The sequence below is a fragment of the Cohnella sp. SGD-V74 genome, from assembly GCF_003001675.1.
Lineage (GTDB): Bacteria > Bacillota > Bacilli > Paenibacillales > Paenibacillaceae > Cohnella.
The window spans coordinates 360,929-377,984 of the sequence record NZ_PVYW01000002.1; the positions used below are offsets into that span (position 1 = coordinate 360,929).

17 protein-coding genes and 2 riboswitches are annotated in these 17,056 nt (G+C 59.3%); of the genes, 9 read left to right on the forward strand and 8 right to left on the reverse strand.

The genetic code is table 11. The annotated features are described in order from the left end of the window. Positions 1–109: 109 nt before the first annotated feature. Positions 110–153, reverse strand: a riboswitch (PreQ1 riboswitch). A gap of 56 nt (positions 154–209) precedes the next feature. Beyond that, positions 210–1,517, reverse strand: a complete 1,308-nt coding sequence (melA, locus tag B0G52_RS04130; protein ID WP_094042245.1) for an alpha-glucosidase/alpha-galactosidase — start codon at positions 1,515–1,517, stop codon at positions 210–212. A gap of 148 nt (positions 1,518–1,665) precedes the next feature. Here melA and B0G52_RS04135 point away from each other — a divergent pair, with 148 nt between their 5' ends. The 5 genes from B0G52_RS04135 (at position 1,666) to B0G52_RS04155 (ending at position 7,169) form a co-directional block, all read left to right on the forward strand. Then, positions 1,666–2,565, forward strand: coding sequence for a helix-turn-helix transcriptional regulator (locus B0G52_RS04135; RefSeq protein ID WP_094042416.1), 900 nt, complete (start codon positions 1,666–1,668; stop codon positions 2,563–2,565). A gap of 113 nt (positions 2,566–2,678) precedes the next feature. Continuing rightward, a riboswitch (cyclic di-AMP (ydaO/yuaA leader) is annotated at positions 2,679–2,821 on the forward strand. A gap of 124 nt (positions 2,822–2,945) precedes the next feature. Beyond that, a complete protein-coding gene (locus B0G52_RS04140) occupies positions 2,946–3,608 on the forward strand; it encodes an HAD family hydrolase (RefSeq protein ID WP_094042246.1) in 663 nt (220 codons plus the stop codon). 337 nt (positions 3,609–3,945) lie between these two features. Then, positions 3,946–5,121: a mannitol-1-phosphate 5-dehydrogenase gene (locus tag B0G52_RS04145; protein WP_094042247.1), complete on the forward strand. Its 1,176-nt coding sequence runs from the start codon at positions 3,946–3,948 to the stop codon at positions 5,119–5,121. A gap of 117 nt (positions 5,122–5,238) precedes the next feature. Next, on the forward strand, positions 5,239–5,613 hold the full coding sequence (locus B0G52_RS04150; RefSeq protein ID WP_094042248.1) for a BlaI/MecI/CopY family transcriptional regulator: 375 nt from the start codon (positions 5,239–5,241) through the stop codon (positions 5,611–5,613). Between the two features lie 2 nt (positions 5,614–5,615). Beyond that, positions 5,616–7,169 (forward strand): M23/M56 family metallopeptidase, encoded by a 1,554-nt coding sequence (locus B0G52_RS04155; RefSeq protein WP_158223576.1) that lies wholly within the window; start codon positions 5,616–5,618, stop codon positions 7,167–7,169. A gap of 20 nt (positions 7,170–7,189) precedes the next feature. Here the strand turns inward: B0G52_RS04155 and B0G52_RS04160 are convergent, their stop codons facing one another. The 4 genes from B0G52_RS04160 to B0G52_RS04175 all read right to left on the reverse strand — a co-directional run bounded on the left by B0G52_RS04160 (position 7,190) and on the right by B0G52_RS04175 (position 11,148). Further along, the gene (locus B0G52_RS04160) at positions 7,190–8,131 is read right to left on the reverse strand and encodes a DMT family transporter (protein WP_094042250.1); all 942 of its coding nucleotides are present in this window, start codon (positions 8,129–8,131) and stop codon (positions 7,190–7,192) included. Positions 8,132–8,248: 117 nt separating this feature from the next. After that, the gene (locus B0G52_RS04165; protein WP_094042251.1) at positions 8,249–9,349 is read right to left on the reverse strand and encodes a Gfo/Idh/MocA family protein; all 1,101 of its coding nucleotides are present in this window, start codon (positions 9,347–9,349) and stop codon (positions 8,249–8,251) included. A 22-nt stretch (positions 9,350–9,371) separates the two neighbouring features. Continuing rightward, complete coding sequence (locus tag B0G52_RS04170) at positions 9,372–10,091, reverse strand: ThuA domain-containing protein (protein ID WP_094042252.1); 720 nt, start codon at positions 10,089–10,091, stop codon at positions 9,372–9,374. A 19-nt stretch (positions 10,092–10,110) separates the two neighbouring features. Continuing rightward, positions 10,111–11,148 carry a LacI family DNA-binding transcriptional regulator gene (locus B0G52_RS04175; RefSeq protein ID WP_094042253.1) on the reverse strand — a complete coding sequence of 346 codons (1,038 nt, stop codon included), beginning with the start codon at positions 11,146–11,148 and terminating at the stop codon, positions 10,111–10,113. A 174-nt stretch (positions 11,149–11,322) separates the two neighbouring features. Between B0G52_RS04175 and B0G52_RS04180 the strand changes: the two genes are divergently transcribed. From B0G52_RS04180 to B0G52_RS04195, 4 genes are all read left to right on the forward strand, one after another. Continuing rightward, positions 11,323–12,657, forward strand: a complete 1,335-nt coding sequence (locus B0G52_RS04180; protein ID WP_094042254.1) for an LLM class flavin-dependent oxidoreductase — start codon at positions 11,323–11,325, stop codon at positions 12,655–12,657. Positions 12,658–12,836: 179 nt separating this feature from the next. Beyond that, positions 12,837–13,250, forward strand: a complete 414-nt coding sequence (locus tag B0G52_RS04185; protein ID WP_094042255.1) for a DUF5360 family protein — start codon at positions 12,837–12,839, stop codon at positions 13,248–13,250. After that, on the forward strand, positions 13,247–13,825 hold the full coding sequence (locus B0G52_RS04190; protein ID WP_094042256.1) for a TetR/AcrR family transcriptional regulator: 579 nt from the start codon (positions 13,247–13,249) through the stop codon (positions 13,823–13,825). Before B0G52_RS04185 ends, B0G52_RS04190 begins: the two co-directional genes overlap by 4 nt. After that, positions 13,822–14,154, forward strand: coding sequence for a DMT family transporter (locus tag B0G52_RS04195; RefSeq protein ID WP_094042257.1), 333 nt, complete (start codon positions 13,822–13,824; stop codon positions 14,152–14,154). The genes B0G52_RS04190 and B0G52_RS04195 overlap by 4 nt, the downstream gene beginning before the upstream one ends. Before the next feature lies 1 nt (position 14,155). On the opposite strand, the gene B0G52_RS04200 is transcribed toward B0G52_RS04195, so the two are convergent. The 3 genes from B0G52_RS04200 to B0G52_RS04210 all read right to left on the reverse strand — a co-directional run bounded on the left by B0G52_RS04200 (position 14,156) and on the right by B0G52_RS04210 (position 17,028). Further along, a complete protein-coding gene (locus tag B0G52_RS04200; RefSeq protein ID WP_094042258.1) occupies positions 14,156–15,190 on the reverse strand; it encodes an LLM class flavin-dependent oxidoreductase in 1,035 nt (344 codons plus the stop codon). Between the two features lie 178 nt (positions 15,191–15,368). Next, positions 15,369–15,893, reverse strand: coding sequence for a carboxymuconolactone decarboxylase family protein (locus B0G52_RS04205; protein ID WP_094042259.1), 525 nt, complete (start codon positions 15,891–15,893; stop codon positions 15,369–15,371). 85 nt (positions 15,894–15,978) lie between these two features. Continuing rightward, complete coding sequence (locus B0G52_RS04210) at positions 15,979–17,028, reverse strand: ABC transporter substrate-binding protein (protein ID WP_143762515.1); 1,050 nt, start codon at positions 17,026–17,028, stop codon at positions 15,979–15,981. Between the last annotated feature and the right edge of the window lie 28 nt (positions 17,029–17,056).

Below are 17,056 nucleotides of genomic sequence, written 5' to 3' on the forward strand. Positions count from 1 at the left end.
GCACCCCCGGTACGCCTTCACAAAAGTTCCTTGCATGGAACGAAAATTCGGCAATATCTGCTACCCTCGGAGGTTGCATACAAGCCCTGGGCCGGCAAACTGGCGTTCGTTTTCCTTAGTTTTTTATAGAGGGAGTTCGCGAACCTCTCCCGGCCCGCCGTTACGGGGCGTTCCGGATTTTCTTCTTCGGTTATGAAGTTACCTACGTACTATACCACAGAGAACTTCGGCAGCCAATCCCCATGCGCTTCGATCAGGTCGTCGCACAAGGAAACGATGTCGTCCAGCGACAGCTCCGCGGAAGTGTGCGGGTCCAGCATAGCCGCATGGTAAATGTGCTCTCTCTTGCCCGTAATCGCGGCTTCGATCGTCAGCAGCTGCGTGTTGATGTTCGTGCGGTTGAGCGCGGCGAGCTGCGGCGGCAGGTTGCCGACGTATGTCGGGTTGATGCCGGAGCGGTCGACCAGGCACGGAACTTCGACGCAAGCTTCGCGCGGCAGGTTGGCGATCAAGCCGCCGGTGTTCATAACGTTGCCGCCGATCTTGAACGGCACGTCCGTCTCGATCGCCTCGAAAATGTAGGAGGCGTATTCGTGGGAGCGCTCGTGCGTCAGGTTGGAATCGTGCAGCAGCTCTTCGCGCATTTTCTCCCATCTGCTGATCTGCTCGACGCAGCGGCGCGGATACTCATCCAACGGAATGTTGAAGCGTTCGATCAGTTCCGGGTAATTGCGCTTGATGAAGTACGGGTGATACTCGGCGTTGTGCTCGGACGACTCCGTGATATAGTAACCGAACTTGAGCATCAGCTCCAGGCGGACCATGTCGTGGTGCTTCTCCTTCTGTTTCTCCGCCGCGCGGCGCTTGATCTCTGGGTAGAGGTCGACGCCGTCCTTGGACACTTCAAGCAGCCAAGCCATGTGGTTGATGCCGGCAATCTTCGACTTGACGCCCGTCGCGTCCATGCCGAGGTTGTCGAACAAGTCGCGCACGCACACTTGAACGCTGTGGCACAGGCCGACCGTGTTGACGCCGCCGTAGGTGTTCATAACGTTCGTCAGTACGGCCATCGGGTTCGTATAGTTCAGGAACAGAGCGTCCGGGCAAACCTCTCGAATGTCCTTCGCGAAGTCGAGCATGACCGGAATCGTGCGCAAGTTGCGGAAAATGCCCCCGATGCCGATCGTATCGGCGATCGTCTGGCGCAGGCCGTATTTTTTCGGGACCTCGAAGTCGGTGATCGTACAAGGGTCGTAGCCGCCTACCTGAATCGCGTTAACGACGTATTTCGCTCCGCGAAGCGCCTCTTTGCGGTCGCTGTAGGACTTGATGACGCAGCTGCTTCCGGATGTCTTTTTGATGTTATTGAGAATGTTCTCGGAATCTTTCAGACGAACCGGATCGATGTCGAACAGAGCGATCTCGAAACCTTGCAGCGCAGGCGTGTGCATGACGTCCCCGAGCACGTTTTTGGCGAAAACCGTACTTCCCGCGCCGATAAAAGTAATTTTGGACAAGTTCATAACCTCCGGCTGAATAAAATGATTGGCTACTCTCAATGTAATGCAAGCGCACTCATAAGAGTATGGAGGCATCGCGCATCTATATGGACATTTGTCGTTTGTTTGCTATAGTGGGAGAAAAGGAAACAGGCAGGTGGACACGATGACTCCAGATCACGACGAATACGTTGTCAGCATCAATCCATCCCCTTCGGGCGGGGAGCTTGCCGTGCTGTTCAGCGGGGAAGCCCAACCGGTTCCCCTGCACAAAATGGGGCCGGCCATCCACGACTACTATTTGATCCACACCGTTCTGTCCGGGCACGGGGATTTTACAATCGGCGGCATCGGATACCGCTGCGGCGCGGGGGACTCTTTCGCCATCTTTCCAGGGGAGCTGTTCTCATACCAGGCCGACGAGCGCGCGCCGTGGCGGTACGCCTGGTTCGCCTTCAACGGCCCCGGCGCGGCCGCGGCCATGGACGCAATCGGCGTTACTCCCGAATCCCCCGTCGTCTCCGGCAGCTTGAATCCGCATCTCCGCAACGCTTACGAACAGCTCCGCCGCTGCTTCGAGGCTTCGCTCGGTGCGGAGCTGTCCAACCTGGAAGCCGAAGGCTGGCTTCGCCTCCTGCTGCACCAGATCGGCGCCGCCCGCGCCAAGAAGCGTCTCTCTGTTTCCGCGGGCGTATCGACGTCGGATTCGGATCACGTCGTGAAGCAGGCTTTGCAGTATTTGACGCTGCAATACGCCCAGCCCATCTCCGTCTCGGGCATGTCTGCAATGCTCGGCTATCATCGCACCCATCTGTGCAAGCTGTTCAGGCAATCGACCGGCATGTCGCCGATGCAGTATTTGCTGCAAATGCGCATGCAGCGGGCCGAGCTGCTGCTGGCCTCGGACATGACGATCGAGCAGGTCGCTTCTTCGGTCGGCTACGGCGATGCGCTTTATTTCTCCAAGAAGTTCCGCTCGTGGAGCGGCCTCTCCCCTTCGGAGTATCGCAAAGAGCTTCGGAAGGTTCCGGCGGGTGAGGCTGGGGAGATTGGGGAGGATTTGTGATTTAGATTTTCCCAGCCCGATTGCGTCATATTCACGTTAGTTATTGCACCAACTCCACTTCCCCCCTCGTATATTATGTTACGTATATTGACATAAACATAACCTTGAGTTACAGTTATAACACGCTTAGTTTTCGGCGCTCGTCGTCGAAAAGCGGGGGAACCACTTTTGGGGCGAATCGTTCGCATATCGAACGTAGGGAGACCATCTTCCCGAGTCCGTCAGCTAACCTCGTCTGCGGAAGATGGGTCTATATTTTGCTTCTTCAGTTTCTTTCGGAAGCCGGGCCCTGAGAAAGGGTCCTTTTTGCCGTTTTCTCTTTCCGGATGGATCATCCGGAACATTCTATCGGGCGCGGAAAGCGCGAAAGGAGACTGTTCATGATCAAAGCCATTATTTTCGACTTCGACGGAACAATCATCGATACGGAGACCGCCTGGTACCGGGCGTTCCGCGAAGCGTACCGCTCCCACGGCGTCGAGCTGACGCTGGAGCAATATTCGCAATGCATCGGCACGAGCTTGCACACCTTTAACCCCTACGAATATCTCATGACCGAGCTTGGCCTGCCGATCGACAAGGAGGCTTTCCGCCGGTCCGTTCACGACAAGCACGCCGAACTGATGGAGCAGGAAACGGTGCGTCCCGGAGTTCTCGGCTACCTTGAGTCTGCCACAACGCTCGGGCTTAAGATCGGCCTTGCTTCCAGTTCCTCCGAGCATTGGGTTCGCACGCATCTGGATCGGCTGAAGCTGACCGACTATTTCGAGTGCATCCGCACTTCCGACCACGTCAGCAAAGTGAAGCCCGATCCCGAGCTGTATTTGCAAGCAATGAGCGCCCTCGGCGTTCGCGGCGAAGAGACGATCTCGGTGGAAGATTCCCCCAACGGAGCCAAAGCTGCCATTGCCGCCGGAACGGTGTGCGTCATCGTTCCGAACGTGCTGACCGAAACGCTGAGCTTCCCGAAATCCCCTTACCGGGCAAGCTCTCTCGCCGAGCTGGACTTCCGCCATCTGGCCGGTCGTTCGGAAGCGTCTTGAGATGGACGACGCCAGTTGGGGTGGGATGTGAGAGGATTCCAGCCTCCCCCCCAGCTCCCTACCCTAAGTCGAGGCTTGATACCGCACGGGGGTGAGGCTCACTGCTTCGAGGCGCTTTTTTGGCCCTCGTGGCACTGCGCGGAGTTGAGGTTCGCTATCCAGGCATACACCTCACACGAAGCCGCGCCGTCCCCGCCCATCTCCACCCAAAATTTTCTGATTAATCAGAAAATTATAATCGGTAGCTGCCTGACGGAACCCAAGCAAGCCTTTGCTAACGAACGATCGAGCACACACGGAAGAGCAACCTTCATCACGCGAAGAGGAGGAACCGATTATGAAAGCTGTTCAGTTCGGAGCGGGAAATATCGGAAGAGGCTTTATCGGGTTGATGCTGTCCCGTTCGGGCTATGAAGTGTGCTTCGCCGCCCGCAACGCCGGCCAGGTCAAAGCCTTGCAGCTAAAGAAGCAGTACACCGTCACCTACGCCGGAGAGCCGCAGCGCAGCACCCTTGTCAGCAACGTGACTGCCGTCAGCCTCAAAGACCGGGATGCCGTCGTCAGACGGGTCGCGGAAGCGGACGTGATTACGACGGCGGTCGGGGCGTCCGCGCTTCCCGAGATCGCGGAGCCGATTGCCCGGGGAATCGAAGCGCGCTTGGCCGAGCGGCCCCGCCCTTTGCTTGTGATCGCATGCGAGAACGCGATGAACGGAAGCGCCTTGCTGCGCAAATGGATCATGCGTCATCTGGCGCCGGAATGGAAGCCGCTCGCGGACCGCATGCTCGTCTGCCCGAACGCGGCCGTAGACCGCATCGTCCCTCCGCAGCAGCACGCCGACCCGCTCGCCGTCAAAGTCGAGCCCTACTGCGAATGGATCATCGAACGCGTCCCTTCGCTCGATCTCTTCCCCGTCATCGAAGGCGCCCAATACGTGGACTCGCTCGAGCCGTACGTCGAGAGAAAGCTGTTTACCGTCAATACGGGGCATTCCGTCGCCGCTTATTACGGATACCGGCAAGGCTACCGGACGATCCAGGAATCGATGCGCGACCCGGAGCTGCGGCGAAGCGTCGAGCGGACGCTGGAGGAGACATCCCGCCTGCTCGTCTCCAAGCACGGCTTCAGTCAGGCCGAACACAGCCAATACGTAAGCGGCACGCTGCGCAGATTCGAGAACGCCGCCATCGTCGACAAGATCGCCCGCGTCGGACGCTCTCCGCTCCGCAAGCTTTCCAGCAACGAAAGGCTGGTGCGTCCGGCGCTGCAAGCCTTCGACAACGGCATTCCGGTTCCGCATCTGGCGTCCGCCATGGCCTCTGCTCTGCTGTACGACGATGACGGGGATCTGGAGGCGGTCATTCTGCAAACTTCCATTCGCCAGAGAGGCGTCGGACACGTCATCCGCAAGCATATGGGAATCCCCGAAGATCACGCCCTCCACCAGGAAATCCTGCTCCGCTACCATCGCTTCAAAGCGGCATCCCCGGCCCGCTCCGCCCGTACGCCGTAAAATTCCCGAAGCGGATAGCTTGACACAATTCGATTACAACTGTAATCTATTCCCGTAGACTACAGTTGTAATCTTTGGCGTATTCATCGCCGGCGATGAACGAACGGAGGAACCGACATGCCCGAATCCCCACCCATTTCGGACGCGGAATGGGATATTATGCGAATCGTCTGGCAGGCCTCGCCGTTGACGGCCGCCGACATCATTTCCCGCCTCAGCGGGACGAAATCGTGGAAGCCGAAGACGGTGAAGACACTCATCGGCAGACTTGTTCAGAAGGGAGCTCTCGGCTTCAGCAAGGACGGGCGCGAGTACGCCTACTTCCCGCTCGTCAATGAAGAGGAATGCGTTCGCGAAGCAAGCCGATCGTTCCTCGACCGAATTTACGGAGGCGCTCTTAAACCGATGATGGTGCACTTCCTGGAATCCGGCAAGCTCTCTCCCGACGATATCAAGGAGTTGAAAGACCTGCTCCGGGAAAAGGAGAAATGACGATGGAGCTTGCGATCCGAATGTTCGGGCAAGCGCTCGTCGGCTCGTTGGAAGCCGCCGTCCTCGTACTGTTGATCGCAGGGACGCTGCGGCTGTGTCGCAAGACGTTGTCCCCGGGCTGGAAGTACGCCCTGTGGTTCCTGCTGCTCGCGAAGCTGCTGATCCCATTGCTGCCCGGGGACGCAGGAAACCAGCTGAGATGGCTGCCCGTGCCCGATACGCTGGAAACACGCTTGCCGGTCTTCGAAGCGATTCAATCTCGCGCCGCAAACCTCTCGGCCGCCGCAGCAGCGGAAGCTTCAGAGCGGACAAGCGGCGGAACCGTATTCGAAGGAGGAGAAGCAGCCTCACAGCCGGCGAGCCTCAGTCGGACTTCAGACAACCTTCTTCTGCAAATCGCGGCGTTCGTATGGTTATCCGGCATCGCTCTGGCACTGCTGTTCCCGCTCGCCGGACATCTCGCCATGTCCCGGGCGCTTCGGCGGGAAACCCGCTTGGTCGTCCCGCGCGAGCTGGAGGAGCAGTTCGCGCGAATCCGCGCGGACATCGGCATCCGCCCCGCCGTACAGCTTCGTCTGACCCGTCTTGTGTCCGGACCGGCACTGTTCGGCATTTTCTCCCCGGTCGTGCTGATTCCGCGGGATTTGGCCGGACGACTGGACGAAGCCGAATGGGAGTGCATCTTCAGACATGAGCTGACCCATTCCCGAAGGAAGGACATTTGGGTCAACTTGCTGGCGTATTCGCTCGTCTCCGCGCATTGGTTCAATCCGCTGGCGTGGTACGGGCTGAGGAGAATGCGCATCGATCAGGAAAGCGCCTGCGACGCGAACGTGCTGAACGTCATTACCTCCAAGGAAGCGTATGCGTCCTGCATGATCAAGCTGCTGGAAATCGGAGCTGCGCGGAAAATCGCGTTATCGGGAGTCGGTTTCTTCGGAAGCAAAAAACTGATCGCGAGGAGAATCGTGATGATACGAGACTACAAACCCGGCCGCAAGAAAGCCGCTTATACCGGGGCCGTCATCTTCATTCTGGCCGGAGCTTTACTGCTGCCGTCCGCTCTTGCGGCGGACAAGAACGAGCCGCGGACGAATCCGCAGCCCGCCGCTCAAGCCGCCGAAACAAACAACGACAGCGCAAAGGAAATCCAATTGCGGCTCAAAATACCGAAAGACGCTAAAATCAGCTCGCGCTACGGCTACCGCATCCATCCGGTAACGTCCGAAAAATCGCTGCACGACGGCATCGACATCGCCGGCAAAGCCGGATCGGATATTTTCGCGGCCGGCGCAGGTAAAGTCGCGCTGTCCGAATACGACTCCGCCAAAGGCTTGACGGTGAAGATCGAGCACGGCGAAGCGTGGGTCACCGAATACCGACACCTGGACAAGCTCGCGGTCGAAGCCGGGGACGAAGTGAAGTCCGGCGATGTGATCGGACAGATGGGCAGCACCGGGGAATCCACCGGTCCCCATCTGCATTACTCGACGCTTAAAGAAGGAGAATACGTCGATCCCTTGTCCGTAACCGTAATCGGCACCGAAGCGAAATGACAGAGAAGGAGTTGCCCCCGTCAAGGGACAACTCCTTCTCTCGTTTCCATGCGGGTCAGAACGGGGGCGGGTTCGCGCCTCTTCTCCATGCTGATCCAGACGAGCCCCGCCGCCATGCAGACGGCTCCGACGATCTGCCAGCCCGAGATGGACTCGTCGAAGAAGAGCAGCCCGGCAATGACGGCCGCCGCGGGCACGACGTAGCGGAAGAAGTTGGCGCGAGCCGCGCCGATCTTGAACATGCTGGCGTTCCAGACGACGAACGCGACGACTGTGCAGACGATCACGTTATAAGCGATCGCCGCGTAATGTCCCGCTCCCAGACCGCTCCAATCCACCTTGCCCCAGCCGCCCAGCGTAAACGGAATCATGAACAAGCTGCCGAACAGAATAAACCAGGCGCTTACGCGCAAGGAAGAATAACGCTTCATCAGCGACATGCAGCTCAGGTTAAACAGCGCGCCGACCACGCTGACTCCGAACGCGAGCAAATTGCCGATCATATGGTCGGAAGACAAGTCGAAGCCTTCCTTGCCGCCCAGAATGATGAAGGTAACGCCCACGATCGCGGCCGCCCCTCCGACCGCCAGACGTCGGGTAAAGCTCTCCTTCACGAACAACGGCGCGAACAAGGCGGCGAAGATCGGCCACGGAGCCACGTTCAGCAAGGACGCGTTCGCCAGCGTCGTGTATTTGATCGAATACATAACCGCGATCTCCAAGCCGGTCACCCCGACCAGCCCGATCCCCGCAAGCTGAAGCACGGCTTTCCACGGCAGGCCAACGCTGCCTTCCTTCCATTTCAGCAGCAGAAAAAAACACGGAACGGCCAAGCCGAACCGCAAAAAGGCAAACAGCGCCGGGTCAAACGTCTCCATCGCGCTCCGGGAAACGCCGAAGTTCGCTCCCCATATTACGGATACCGCAACGAGTCCGGCATAATACTTCCATTTACTGTCCATCTGGTGGTGTCTCGTCTCCGTTCTCACGCCAAGGCGTCATGATGCGCAAGCGAGGCGGCCGAATTCGCCGCCTCCCTCATTCCGCATCGATTGTACCACATCCGCAACCCGAACGGATCAGTCCAATTCGAAATCGGCCAATCCGAGCGGCAGCGGAGCAGGAGTGTCGCACGAGCTCTTCAGGATGTAGTGAGCGCCTTGTTCCGACGCGTCATGGAAACCGTGCATCACTTCCAGCACGTGGAAGGCCAACTCGCCGCTCGCGCGATGCTTGCGTCCCGTCTGAATCGCGCGGGCCATATCCGCGGCGCCTACGCCCCGCGCGTTCTCGGCTTTGCCGTGCGTAAGCGGAATGTCCGACCATTCCTTGGAGCCCGCGCGCCAGATGCTGACCGTACCCCCGAAACCGTTCGGGTCCGGCACGAGCAGCGTGCCGCCGCTCCCGTACACCTCGATGCGCGGCAGCGTGGAGCCGCCCTTCGTATCGAAGCTCGTCAGCAGCGTGCCGATCGGCCCCGAAGCGAAGTCCATAATGCCGGCGACATGCGTCGGCACTTCGACCTTCACCTTCTGTCCGAACTTAGGCTGGCTCGTAATCGTTCTCTCCGGGTACGAGATGCGAGCCGAACCGGTCACCCGCGTGATCGGTCCCAGCATCGCGATCAAGGCAGTCAAATAGTACGGTCCCATGTCGAACATCGGTCCGCCGCCCTTTTGGTAATAAAATTCAGGCGCGGGATGCCAGCTCTCGTGGCCGCCGCTCGTCATAAACGCGGTCGCGCCGATCGGAGTGCCGATCCATCCGTCCCGGATCAGCTTGATTGCGGTCTGAATGCCGCCGCCGAGGAACGTATCCGGCGCGCTGCCGACGAGCAGCCCCTTGCGCCGGGCCAGTTCCAGCACCTGCTGCCCTTCCTCGCGGGTTGCCGCCAGCGGCTTCTCCACGTAGACGTGCTTGCCCGCCTCCAGCGCCTGCAAGCAGACCGAAGCATGCGCGAGCGGAATCGTCAGATTGATCACCATCTGAATGTCGGGATCGGCCAGCAATTCCTCGACCGAACAGCCGCGGACGCCGAATTCCGCCGCCCTCGCCTTGGCCCTCTCCACGTCCAGATCGGCGCAAGCGACGACTTCCATCGATTCGAACCTCTTGCCGTTCTGAAAATAAATGCCGCTGATGTTCCCGGTGCCGATAATGCCGACTTTGATTTTCTCCACGAGGTTTCCTCTTTTCCCGGAATTAAAGTTGGTTGTCCTGCATGCCCGTGTATGCCTGAGCCGATTCGTCCGCCGGAGCGAGGGCTTTGCCCTCCGCGCACCAGTTGAAGCCCCGGCGCATCAGCTCCTTGACGACCGGAATTCCCATGATGTTCGCTTGATGTCCGAGCGAATTGTAATACACGCGCCCGTGTCCCCAGCGCTTCGTCCAGACGACCGGCATATCGACGGCTTTGTTAGGCGAATGCGGCCCCGGCGCCACCGGAAAACGCGTCGTGGCAAGCACTTCGTTCGCCGGATCGACGTGAAGATAATACTGCTCCGTCGACACTGTGAAATCTTCGATGCCATCGACCAGCGGACTGGAGCCCGCCTTGATCTCCACCGTGTACTCCGTGCCGTCGTTGCCCGGGTGCGCTATCCACTGTCCCCCGGTCATGAACTGCCAGTCCGTATTTTCGCGGAACGCGTCGCACATCCCGCCATGACAGCCGGCAAGTCCGACTCCGCTCTGCACGGCCGCAGACACGTTGTTCACCCATTCCTGGGAGATGCGCCCCATCGTCCATACCGGCACAATCAGGTCCAGCCCCTTCAGCTTCTCCCCGTCGGCGAAAGCTTCCAGCGTGTCCGACACCTCGACCTCGAAGCCTTCCTCAACCAGCTGGCCGCGGAAAATCTCCGCCACTTCCTTCGGCTGATGCCCGTCCCAGCCTCCCCATACGATCAATGCCTTTTTCATCCGTCTTCCTCCCGTTGAATTAGTTGCCGCTCGATTTGCGGATGACGAGCTCGGTCGGCAGCTTCTCGCGAATGAGCGCCGCCGGAGCGTCGGACTTATCCTTGTCCGCAAGCTGCGTCAGCAGGCGGTCCGCCGCCAGTCTGCCCATCTCGTAAAAAGGAACCCTCACCGTCGTCAGCGGAGGCTCCGTAAAGCTGGCCGCGTCGGAATCGTCGTAGGCGACGATCTTCAGATCGTCCGGCAGGCTGCAGCCCAGCTCTCTGAGTCCCTGCATCAACCCGATGGCCATCCGGTCGTTGCCGACGAAGATCGCGTCGAGCCGGCCGAGATCGCGATGCACCAGGCTTGCCGCCCTCCGGCCGCTCGTCCGGCTGTAATTGCCCTCGTAGACGAGCGTGTCGTCCTCGGCGATGCCGGCCTCCAGCAGCGCTCTCCGGTATCCCGCCATTCTGTCGCGGCTGTTCGAATACTGCGGAGCGCCGTTGAGAAAACCGATTCTTCTGTAACCTTTGCCGATAAGATGCTTGACCGCGTCGTAGCTCCCCTGTTCATGGTCCGCGGCTACGATGTTCAGCAGCGGATGGTCGAATCTCTGGTCCATGACGCAGAACGGCAGCCGCTCGTCCGCCAGCCGATGGACGGCTTGCTTCTCCTCTTCGGCGGCGCTGGAGCCGAGAATGATGCAGGCGTCCACGCGCTGCGTCCGATACAGAGAGACATAGTCGTATACGGAGGTCGGATCTCTGAACAGCAGCAGCAGCCCGTATCCGCGCGAGTGAACGGCCTCCCCGATGCCTCCAAGCAGCTCGGAAAAGTAGTACGTCGAGAACAAGTGAACTTTCGGCACATGCGGCAGCACGACGCCGAGGTTGCCGCTTCGCCCTCTCGCGAAGCTCGACGCCACCGCGTTCAGCTCGTAGTTCAACTGCTTGGCCGCCTGCAGCACCCGCTCTCTGGTCGACTCCTTCATCGGCCCGATTCCGTTCAGCACCCGGGACACGGTCGCCTCGGACACGCCGGCCAGCTTGGCGACTTCTTTACGATTCGTCAAAGTCATCTTCCTGTCTGAAAACAATTAATGTACGCGTGTACATTATGGCACGACAAGACGGGAGCGTCAAGTGAAATTCGCAGCGCGATACCGGGCCATTGACCGCCTCTTTCTAAAATGTTACATTTTATTCACACTATTCTCATTTAAATACTTGTAATTGAACGGAGTGGAGAGAGGATGACCCAAAGAAGACAAATCAAGCTGTCCGCCTATCTGGTCGGCACGGGCATGCATGTCGCTTCGTGGCGTCTGCCGCAAGCGCCCATCGACGCCAGCCACGATATCGATTATTATCGGAAGCTCGTCCAAACCGCGGAACGGGGCAAGTTCGACATTGCCTTCCTGGCGGACAGCCTGGCGATCAACGAGCAGTCCCACCCGAACATTCTGAACCGCTTCGAGCCGATTACGCTCATCTCCGCGCTGGCCGGCTCCTCCTCGAAGATCGGACTCGTCGCCACGGCGTCCACTTCGTATATCGAACCTTTTAATCTGGCGCGGCTGTTCATGTCGGCGGATCATATCAGCAAAGGGAGAGTCGGCTGGAACATCGTCACGACAAGGGACTTGTCGGGCAATACCGCCCGCAACTTCAACGCCGAGGAGCATCTGGACCATTCGTTCCGATACGAACGGGCCGAGGAGTTTCTGCAAGTCGTCCGGGGTTTGTGGGACTCATGGGAGGATGACGCCTTCGTCCAGGACAAAGAGAGCGGACGCTTCTTCGACCGCGATAAGCTGCACCGCATCCGTCATCAGGGCCGCTTCTTCTCGGTGGAGGGACCGCTCAACATCGGCCGTTCCCCGCAAGGCCATCCGGTGCTCGTGCAGGCCGGCAATTCGGAATCCGGACAGAATTTCTCCGCCAAGGTCGGAGAGGTCATCTTCTCCATCAAGTACAATATCGAGGATGCGCAAGACTTCTACCGTTCCTATAAGGCCAAAGTCGCCGAAGCGGGCCGAAACCCCGACGACGTGTACGTGCTGCAGGGCATCTCCCCGATTATCGGGCGGACCGAGGAGGAAGCGCGCGAGAAGCAGAAGCGGCTCGAATCCCTGATTACGGAAGAGACGGGAATCGGCTTTCTCTCGGACTACTTCAAGAGCGTCGACTTCACCGGATACACGCTCGACCACCGGGCGAACGATTTCGGACTCGGCCAGCTCGACGAGGGCAAGTCCGATTACAAGAAGCACCAGCTTGTCATCGCCCGGGAGAACCCGACGCTGCGCCAGGTCTACTCCCTGCTCACCGGCTCCTTCAGCGGGGACGGCTTCGTCGGCACGCCGGACAAGATCGCCGACACGCTGGAGCGCTGGTTCACGGAAGGCGCCGCGGACGGCTTCATGCTGATGTCGCCCGTCTTGCCGGACGGCCTGGAGGACTTCGTCGAGCATGTCGTCCCCCTGCTTCAGCGACGCGGACTGTTCCGCGAGGACTACGAAGGCAGCACGCTTCGGGAGCACATCGGCTTGCCGATGCCGCCGAACCGTTTCGCCCAGACGGAATAACGCCTCTTCACCGCCTTCGGGCCTACGGGAAAACGTCCCGGGGTCCGAAGGCTTTTTCCTGCATCCGCCCGGTGACAACCGCCCATTGACCTTGACTCTTCTTCGGTTTATAATCTGGAAAACAAAGAAATCATTACGTTTTCCATGTTTTCTTCATCTTGAGACAATGGAGGCCGGATATGAGCCGTACGCTCAAAGCGATGATGTGGCTGACCGACATCGGTTTTATCCTTTATTGGTTCGTCATCTGGATGGAACTCATTCCTCCGGAATACCGGTACAAAGACTACGACAACGAGATTCTCGCCGCATGGAACGTCTCCTTCGCGCCGCTGGATCTGCTCATCTCCGCAACCGGTCTGATGAGCCTAAGGTACTTTCGCGCGCGGAACCCGGTTTGGCGCCCCTTGTGCATCGTCTCCCTCGTCCTGACTTTCTGCTCGGGACTGCAGGCAATCGCCTTCTGGTCGATCCGGTCCGACTTCGATTGGATGTGGTGGGCGCCTAATCTGTTTTTGCTGCTCTATCCGTTGTTTTTCTTGCCCGCCTTGATTCAGGCCTCGCAATCCGGCGCGGAAGGGAGAACGCCATGAGAAACAGAATTCGGGAAGCGGCCGTTCAAGAAATTCGGCAGAGAGGTTTAAAGTTCTCGGTAAGAGAGCTTGCGAGCCGGTTGGGAATCAGCACGAAGACGCTGTACCAGCATTATGCGTCCAAAGAGCTGCTCATCGCCGATCTCGTCGAGCTGTCCATCGCCGGCATGAGGGATCACGAAGCCGAGGTGATGAAGGATGCGGGAACGCCGTTGCTCCGCAAGCTGTACGAGACGCTGATCATCGTGCCCCGATCATTCGCTTTCAGCGACACCCGGCTTCTGAACGAGCTTAAGAACGCCTACCCGGCGCAATGGCGCGTGATCGACGAGTATATGAACGAGGGCTGGGACAATATCCGCCAGCTTATCCGGCAAGGCATCGAAGAAGGCGCGCTGCGCCCCTTCGACGTCGATCTGTTCATTAACGCGTACGTAGGCGCGATCTATCGATTAATGGACCGCGAAGCCGCCGATGCCGGGCAGGGCGACCGCTCGCTGGGCGAGACGCTCGCAAGCACGGTCGAACTGCTGCTCTATGGCATCGCGAACGACAGAGAGGAGAAACTCCGATGACCAAAGCCTATCTGTTCCTTGCGCTCGCCATCGTCAGCGAGCTCTTCGGCACTTCGATGCTCAAAGCGTCCGAAGGCTTCTCCAGGCTGTACCCCAGCATCGCTACGATCGCGGCATTCTCGCTGGCGTTCTATTCGCTGTCGCTCAGCCTGCAGCAAATTCCGCTGGGCGTCGCTTACGCGATCTGGTCGGGCGTCGGCACCGCCTTGACCGCCGTCATCGGCATCGTCGTCTGGAAAGAGACGGCCAGCCTGACGACGGCGCTCGGCCTCGTCCTCATCGTCGCGGGCGTCGTCGTCTTGAACCTGAAGGGCTCCGGAGCGCATTGACTCACGGGGTCTGAACGGCTTTCCCCGCGACCGGCGTCTCGGCGAACGCCTCCTTCAACAGTTCGTAGGAACGCAGCCGTTTCGCCGCATCGCGAATCGTAGAGATGACGATAAATTCCTCCACGCCGTATTTGGCCGCCGCCTCCAGCAGCTGCGCGCGCACGGTCTCCTTGGAGCCATGGACAACGTAAGCTTGCCGGGCGTCGATCGTATACTCTTCCTCCGCCTGCCTGCCGTATTCCTCCGCATGCTCCACCGTCGCCACCGTGATCGTTCGCCCGCTCTTCAGGTGGATCTTGACGATCCGGCATTGCTCGGCGATGCTCCTCGCTTCCTCGTCAGTGTCGGCGACGATGACGGGAACGGCCAGCAAAGCTTCGGGCCCCCTCCCCTCTGCCGAACGGAAGACGGAGCGGTAAGCCTCGAACGCCCTCGCCGCCTCCTCTTCGTCGTTGTTGATGAACAGCGCGTACACGTAAGGCAATCCCAGCTCCGCGGCAGTCGCCGCGCTGGATGCGCTCGCCCCGAGAAGCAGCACGTCCGCGGGCACGCGAGGCACCGGACTGGCCTTCAGTCCGGCGAGCGGATGATCCAGAGGCAACCGGTCACGCGTGTAGGCAAGCACTTCGGCGATTTTCTCCGGAAGCGTCGCCTGATCGGCTTTGCCTGCCTGCAGCGCCCGGATCGAATGCGGCAGTCCTCCCGGCGCGCGGCCGATGCCCAGGTCGACCCGGCCGGGGTTCAGCGACGCGAGCACGTTAAAGTTCTCGGCTACCTTGTACGGGCTGTAGTGCTGCAGCATGACGCCGCCGGAGCCGACGCGGATGCGCTCCGTCTTGGCCAGCAAATGGGCGATCAGCACCTCGGGCGAAGAACCCGCCACCAGGTCGGAATCGTGATGCTCCGATACCCAGAATCTATAGTACCCCCACGCTTCCGCCTTCCTCGCCAGCTCTACCGTATGCTCGAACGCCTCCGTCGGATCTTCCCCTTTGTTAATCAAAGTTTGGTCCAGTATGCTCAGTCGAATTCCCATGAAATCCAGCCTCCTCTAGGTCGTGTATGCATACTCCGAGGATCGCAGATATGGCCGAATTTTCGTTCCATGCAAGGAACTTTTGTGAAGGCGTACCGGGGGTACGTCAAGCAAAAGTGACGCAGCAGGGGGCGAAAAGGCGGTGATAGATGCCTCTGAGCGGGTTTGCATACACGCCCTAAGTCGTAAAATGCAGCAAATATTCGTCCAGTTCGATGCGAAGCGCGCTGTTGAATACGTTCGTCGCGATCATCTGCCCGCCGAACGCGGTCAGAGCGACGATCTGCTCGGGCGTATAATACTGGCCCAGATGGGAGAACAGCGCGTTCGGCACGGCGTTCGGCTTGCTCGCCAGATGCCTTCCGTACTGCTCCAGCGCCAATTCCTCGTCGTCCAGCAGAAGCTCGTCGGGATTCTCTCCCCGATCGGTGAGCGACTTGCGGAAGTACGTCGAGTTCAGCAAGCTGCCCCCTTCCAGGGAAATGGCGTAGCAGAACACGATAAACGCCCTATGGCTAATAAATTGAAGCAATGCTTCGCGCAGTCTGTGCCACTCCTCGTACGCATGGTACGAAGGCAGATGGTGCAGCAGCGTCTTCTTCGCGTTCGTCACCGTGCCGTTGATCCGGTATTGGCGTTCGTATTCGGCGCGCGCTTCGGGCGAAGCGTTCTCGTACGCAATCGGTTTAATGACCGCGATCATCATCGTCCCTCCGTTCATATGGAAACGACTGAAGGGCCGGGACCCGTTCAGGGTCCGGCGCTTCAGTCCGTATTGCCGAAATGTATTAATTGCCGTTATAGTCCGGAATCGCTTCGAAGAACAGGCGATCCAGCAGTTCCTTCTCGTCGGTGGAAGCATCGAGAATGCCTTGCGCCTTCTGTTCCTTGATGAAGAACTCCGCGTTCTTCTTGGCGTTGATCACGCCCGGCTTCCAGTGGTAGGACTTGAGCAGCTTCTCGTTCGTCGCCGCGTCGGCCGGCACGTACTTCTTGTCCGTCTCGATCTGAGCCGTCTCGGCCGCGTTGTTGCCGACCCATTCCGCCGATTTCAACAGCGCGCGCGTGATCGCCGCAGCCTTCTCCGGGTCTTTCTTCGTGACGGCTCCGCTTACAACGGAGTAGCAGCAGTAGCCGGATTTGAACGGCTCGTCATGCCCGTTGCTGAGCAGTCGGACGAAGTTGCCCGTGTCGAGCGCTTGCTGCGCCGCAGGGTCCCATACGATGAACGCGTCGATATCGCCCTTGTCGGCGGCCGTCGACAGCTGCTGGGAAGGATACGCTCTCCAGTCGATGTCGGTCGGCTCGATTCCATTCTGCTTCAGCGCGATCGACAGCGTAATTTGCGGTCCGCCGCCAATGACGTCTACGCCGATCTTCTTGCCCTTCAAGTCTTGCAGGGTCGAGATGCCCTTGCCTTTAGGCGCGACCAACTGGATGCATCCCGCGTGAAGGCCGCCCGTCACCTTGACGTCGAGTCCTTGCTCGATCGGCTTGAACCAGGCGAAGTTGCCGACCGTTCCGTCTACTTTGCCGGAAGAGATGCCGGACTTCAGCGTCTCGAAGTCCATCTGCACCAATTCGACGTCGAGCCCCTCTTCCTTGAAAAAGCCCTTCTCGATCGCCGTATAGATCGGCGCTTCGCACGTACCCCCGGCATAGGCGAACGTCACCTTCTTCAACGACTTGTCGCCCGAACCCGCATTCGACGAAGACGGGGATACCGCCGCCGGGCTTGCCTCGTTGTCGTTTTTCCCGCATCCGTTCAAGACGGCGATCGCCATCGTGACGGCGACAGCCGATAAGATCCACTTGCTCTTGGCCAAATGATTTTTCATTTCCGCTTTCCATCCTTCCGAATGAATG

Bases quoted from the DNA above. Each gene is read 5' to 3' on its own strand.
- B0G52_RS04135 (WP_094042416.1), top strand. From the start codon at position 1,666: ATGACTCCAGATCACGACGAATACGTTGTCAGCATCAATCCATCCCCT.
- B0G52_RS04140 (WP_094042246.1), top strand. From the start codon at position 2,946: ATGATCAAAGCCATTATTTTCGACTTCGACGGAACAATCATCGATACG.
- B0G52_RS04145 (WP_094042247.1), top strand. From the start codon at position 3,946: ATGAAAGCTGTTCAGTTCGGAGCGGGAAATATCGGAAGAGGCTTTATC.
- B0G52_RS04150 (WP_094042248.1), top strand. From the start codon at position 5,239: ATGCCCGAATCCCCACCCATTTCGGACGCGGAATGGGATATTATGCGA.
- B0G52_RS04155 (WP_158223576.1), top strand. From the start codon at position 5,616: ATGGAGCTTGCGATCCGAATGTTCGGGCAAGCGCTCGTCGGCTCGTTG.
- B0G52_RS04160 (WP_094042250.1), bottom strand. From the start codon at position 8,131: ATGGACAGTAAATGGAAGTATTATGCCGGACTCGTTGCGGTATCCGTA.
- B0G52_RS04170 (WP_094042252.1), bottom strand. From the start codon at position 10,091: ATGAAAAAGGCATTGATCGTATGGGGAGGCTGGGACGGGCATCAGCCG.
- B0G52_RS04175 (WP_094042253.1), bottom strand. From the start codon at position 11,148: ATGACTTTGACGAATCGTAAAGAAGTCGCCAAGCTGGCCGGCGTGTCC.
- B0G52_RS04180 (WP_094042254.1), top strand. From the start codon at position 11,323: ATGACCCAAAGAAGACAAATCAAGCTGTCCGCCTATCTGGTCGGCACG.
- B0G52_RS04185 (WP_094042255.1), top strand. From the start codon at position 12,837: ATGAGCCGTACGCTCAAAGCGATGATGTGGCTGACCGACATCGGTTTT.
- B0G52_RS04190 (WP_094042256.1), top strand. From the start codon at position 13,247: ATGAGAAACAGAATTCGGGAAGCGGCCGTTCAAGAAATTCGGCAGAGA.
- B0G52_RS04195 (WP_094042257.1), top strand. From the start codon at position 13,822: ATGACCAAAGCCTATCTGTTCCTTGCGCTCGCCATCGTCAGCGAGCTC.
- B0G52_RS04200 (WP_094042258.1), bottom strand. From the start codon at position 15,190: ATGGGAATTCGACTGAGCATACTGGACCAAACTTTGATTAACAAAGGG.
- B0G52_RS04205 (WP_094042259.1), bottom strand. From the start codon at position 15,893: ATGATCGCGGTCATTAAACCGATTGCGTACGAGAACGCTTCGCCCGAA.
- B0G52_RS04210 (WP_143762515.1), bottom strand. From the start codon at position 17,028: ATGAAAAATCATTTGGCCAAGAGCAAGTGGATCTTATCGGCTGTCGCC.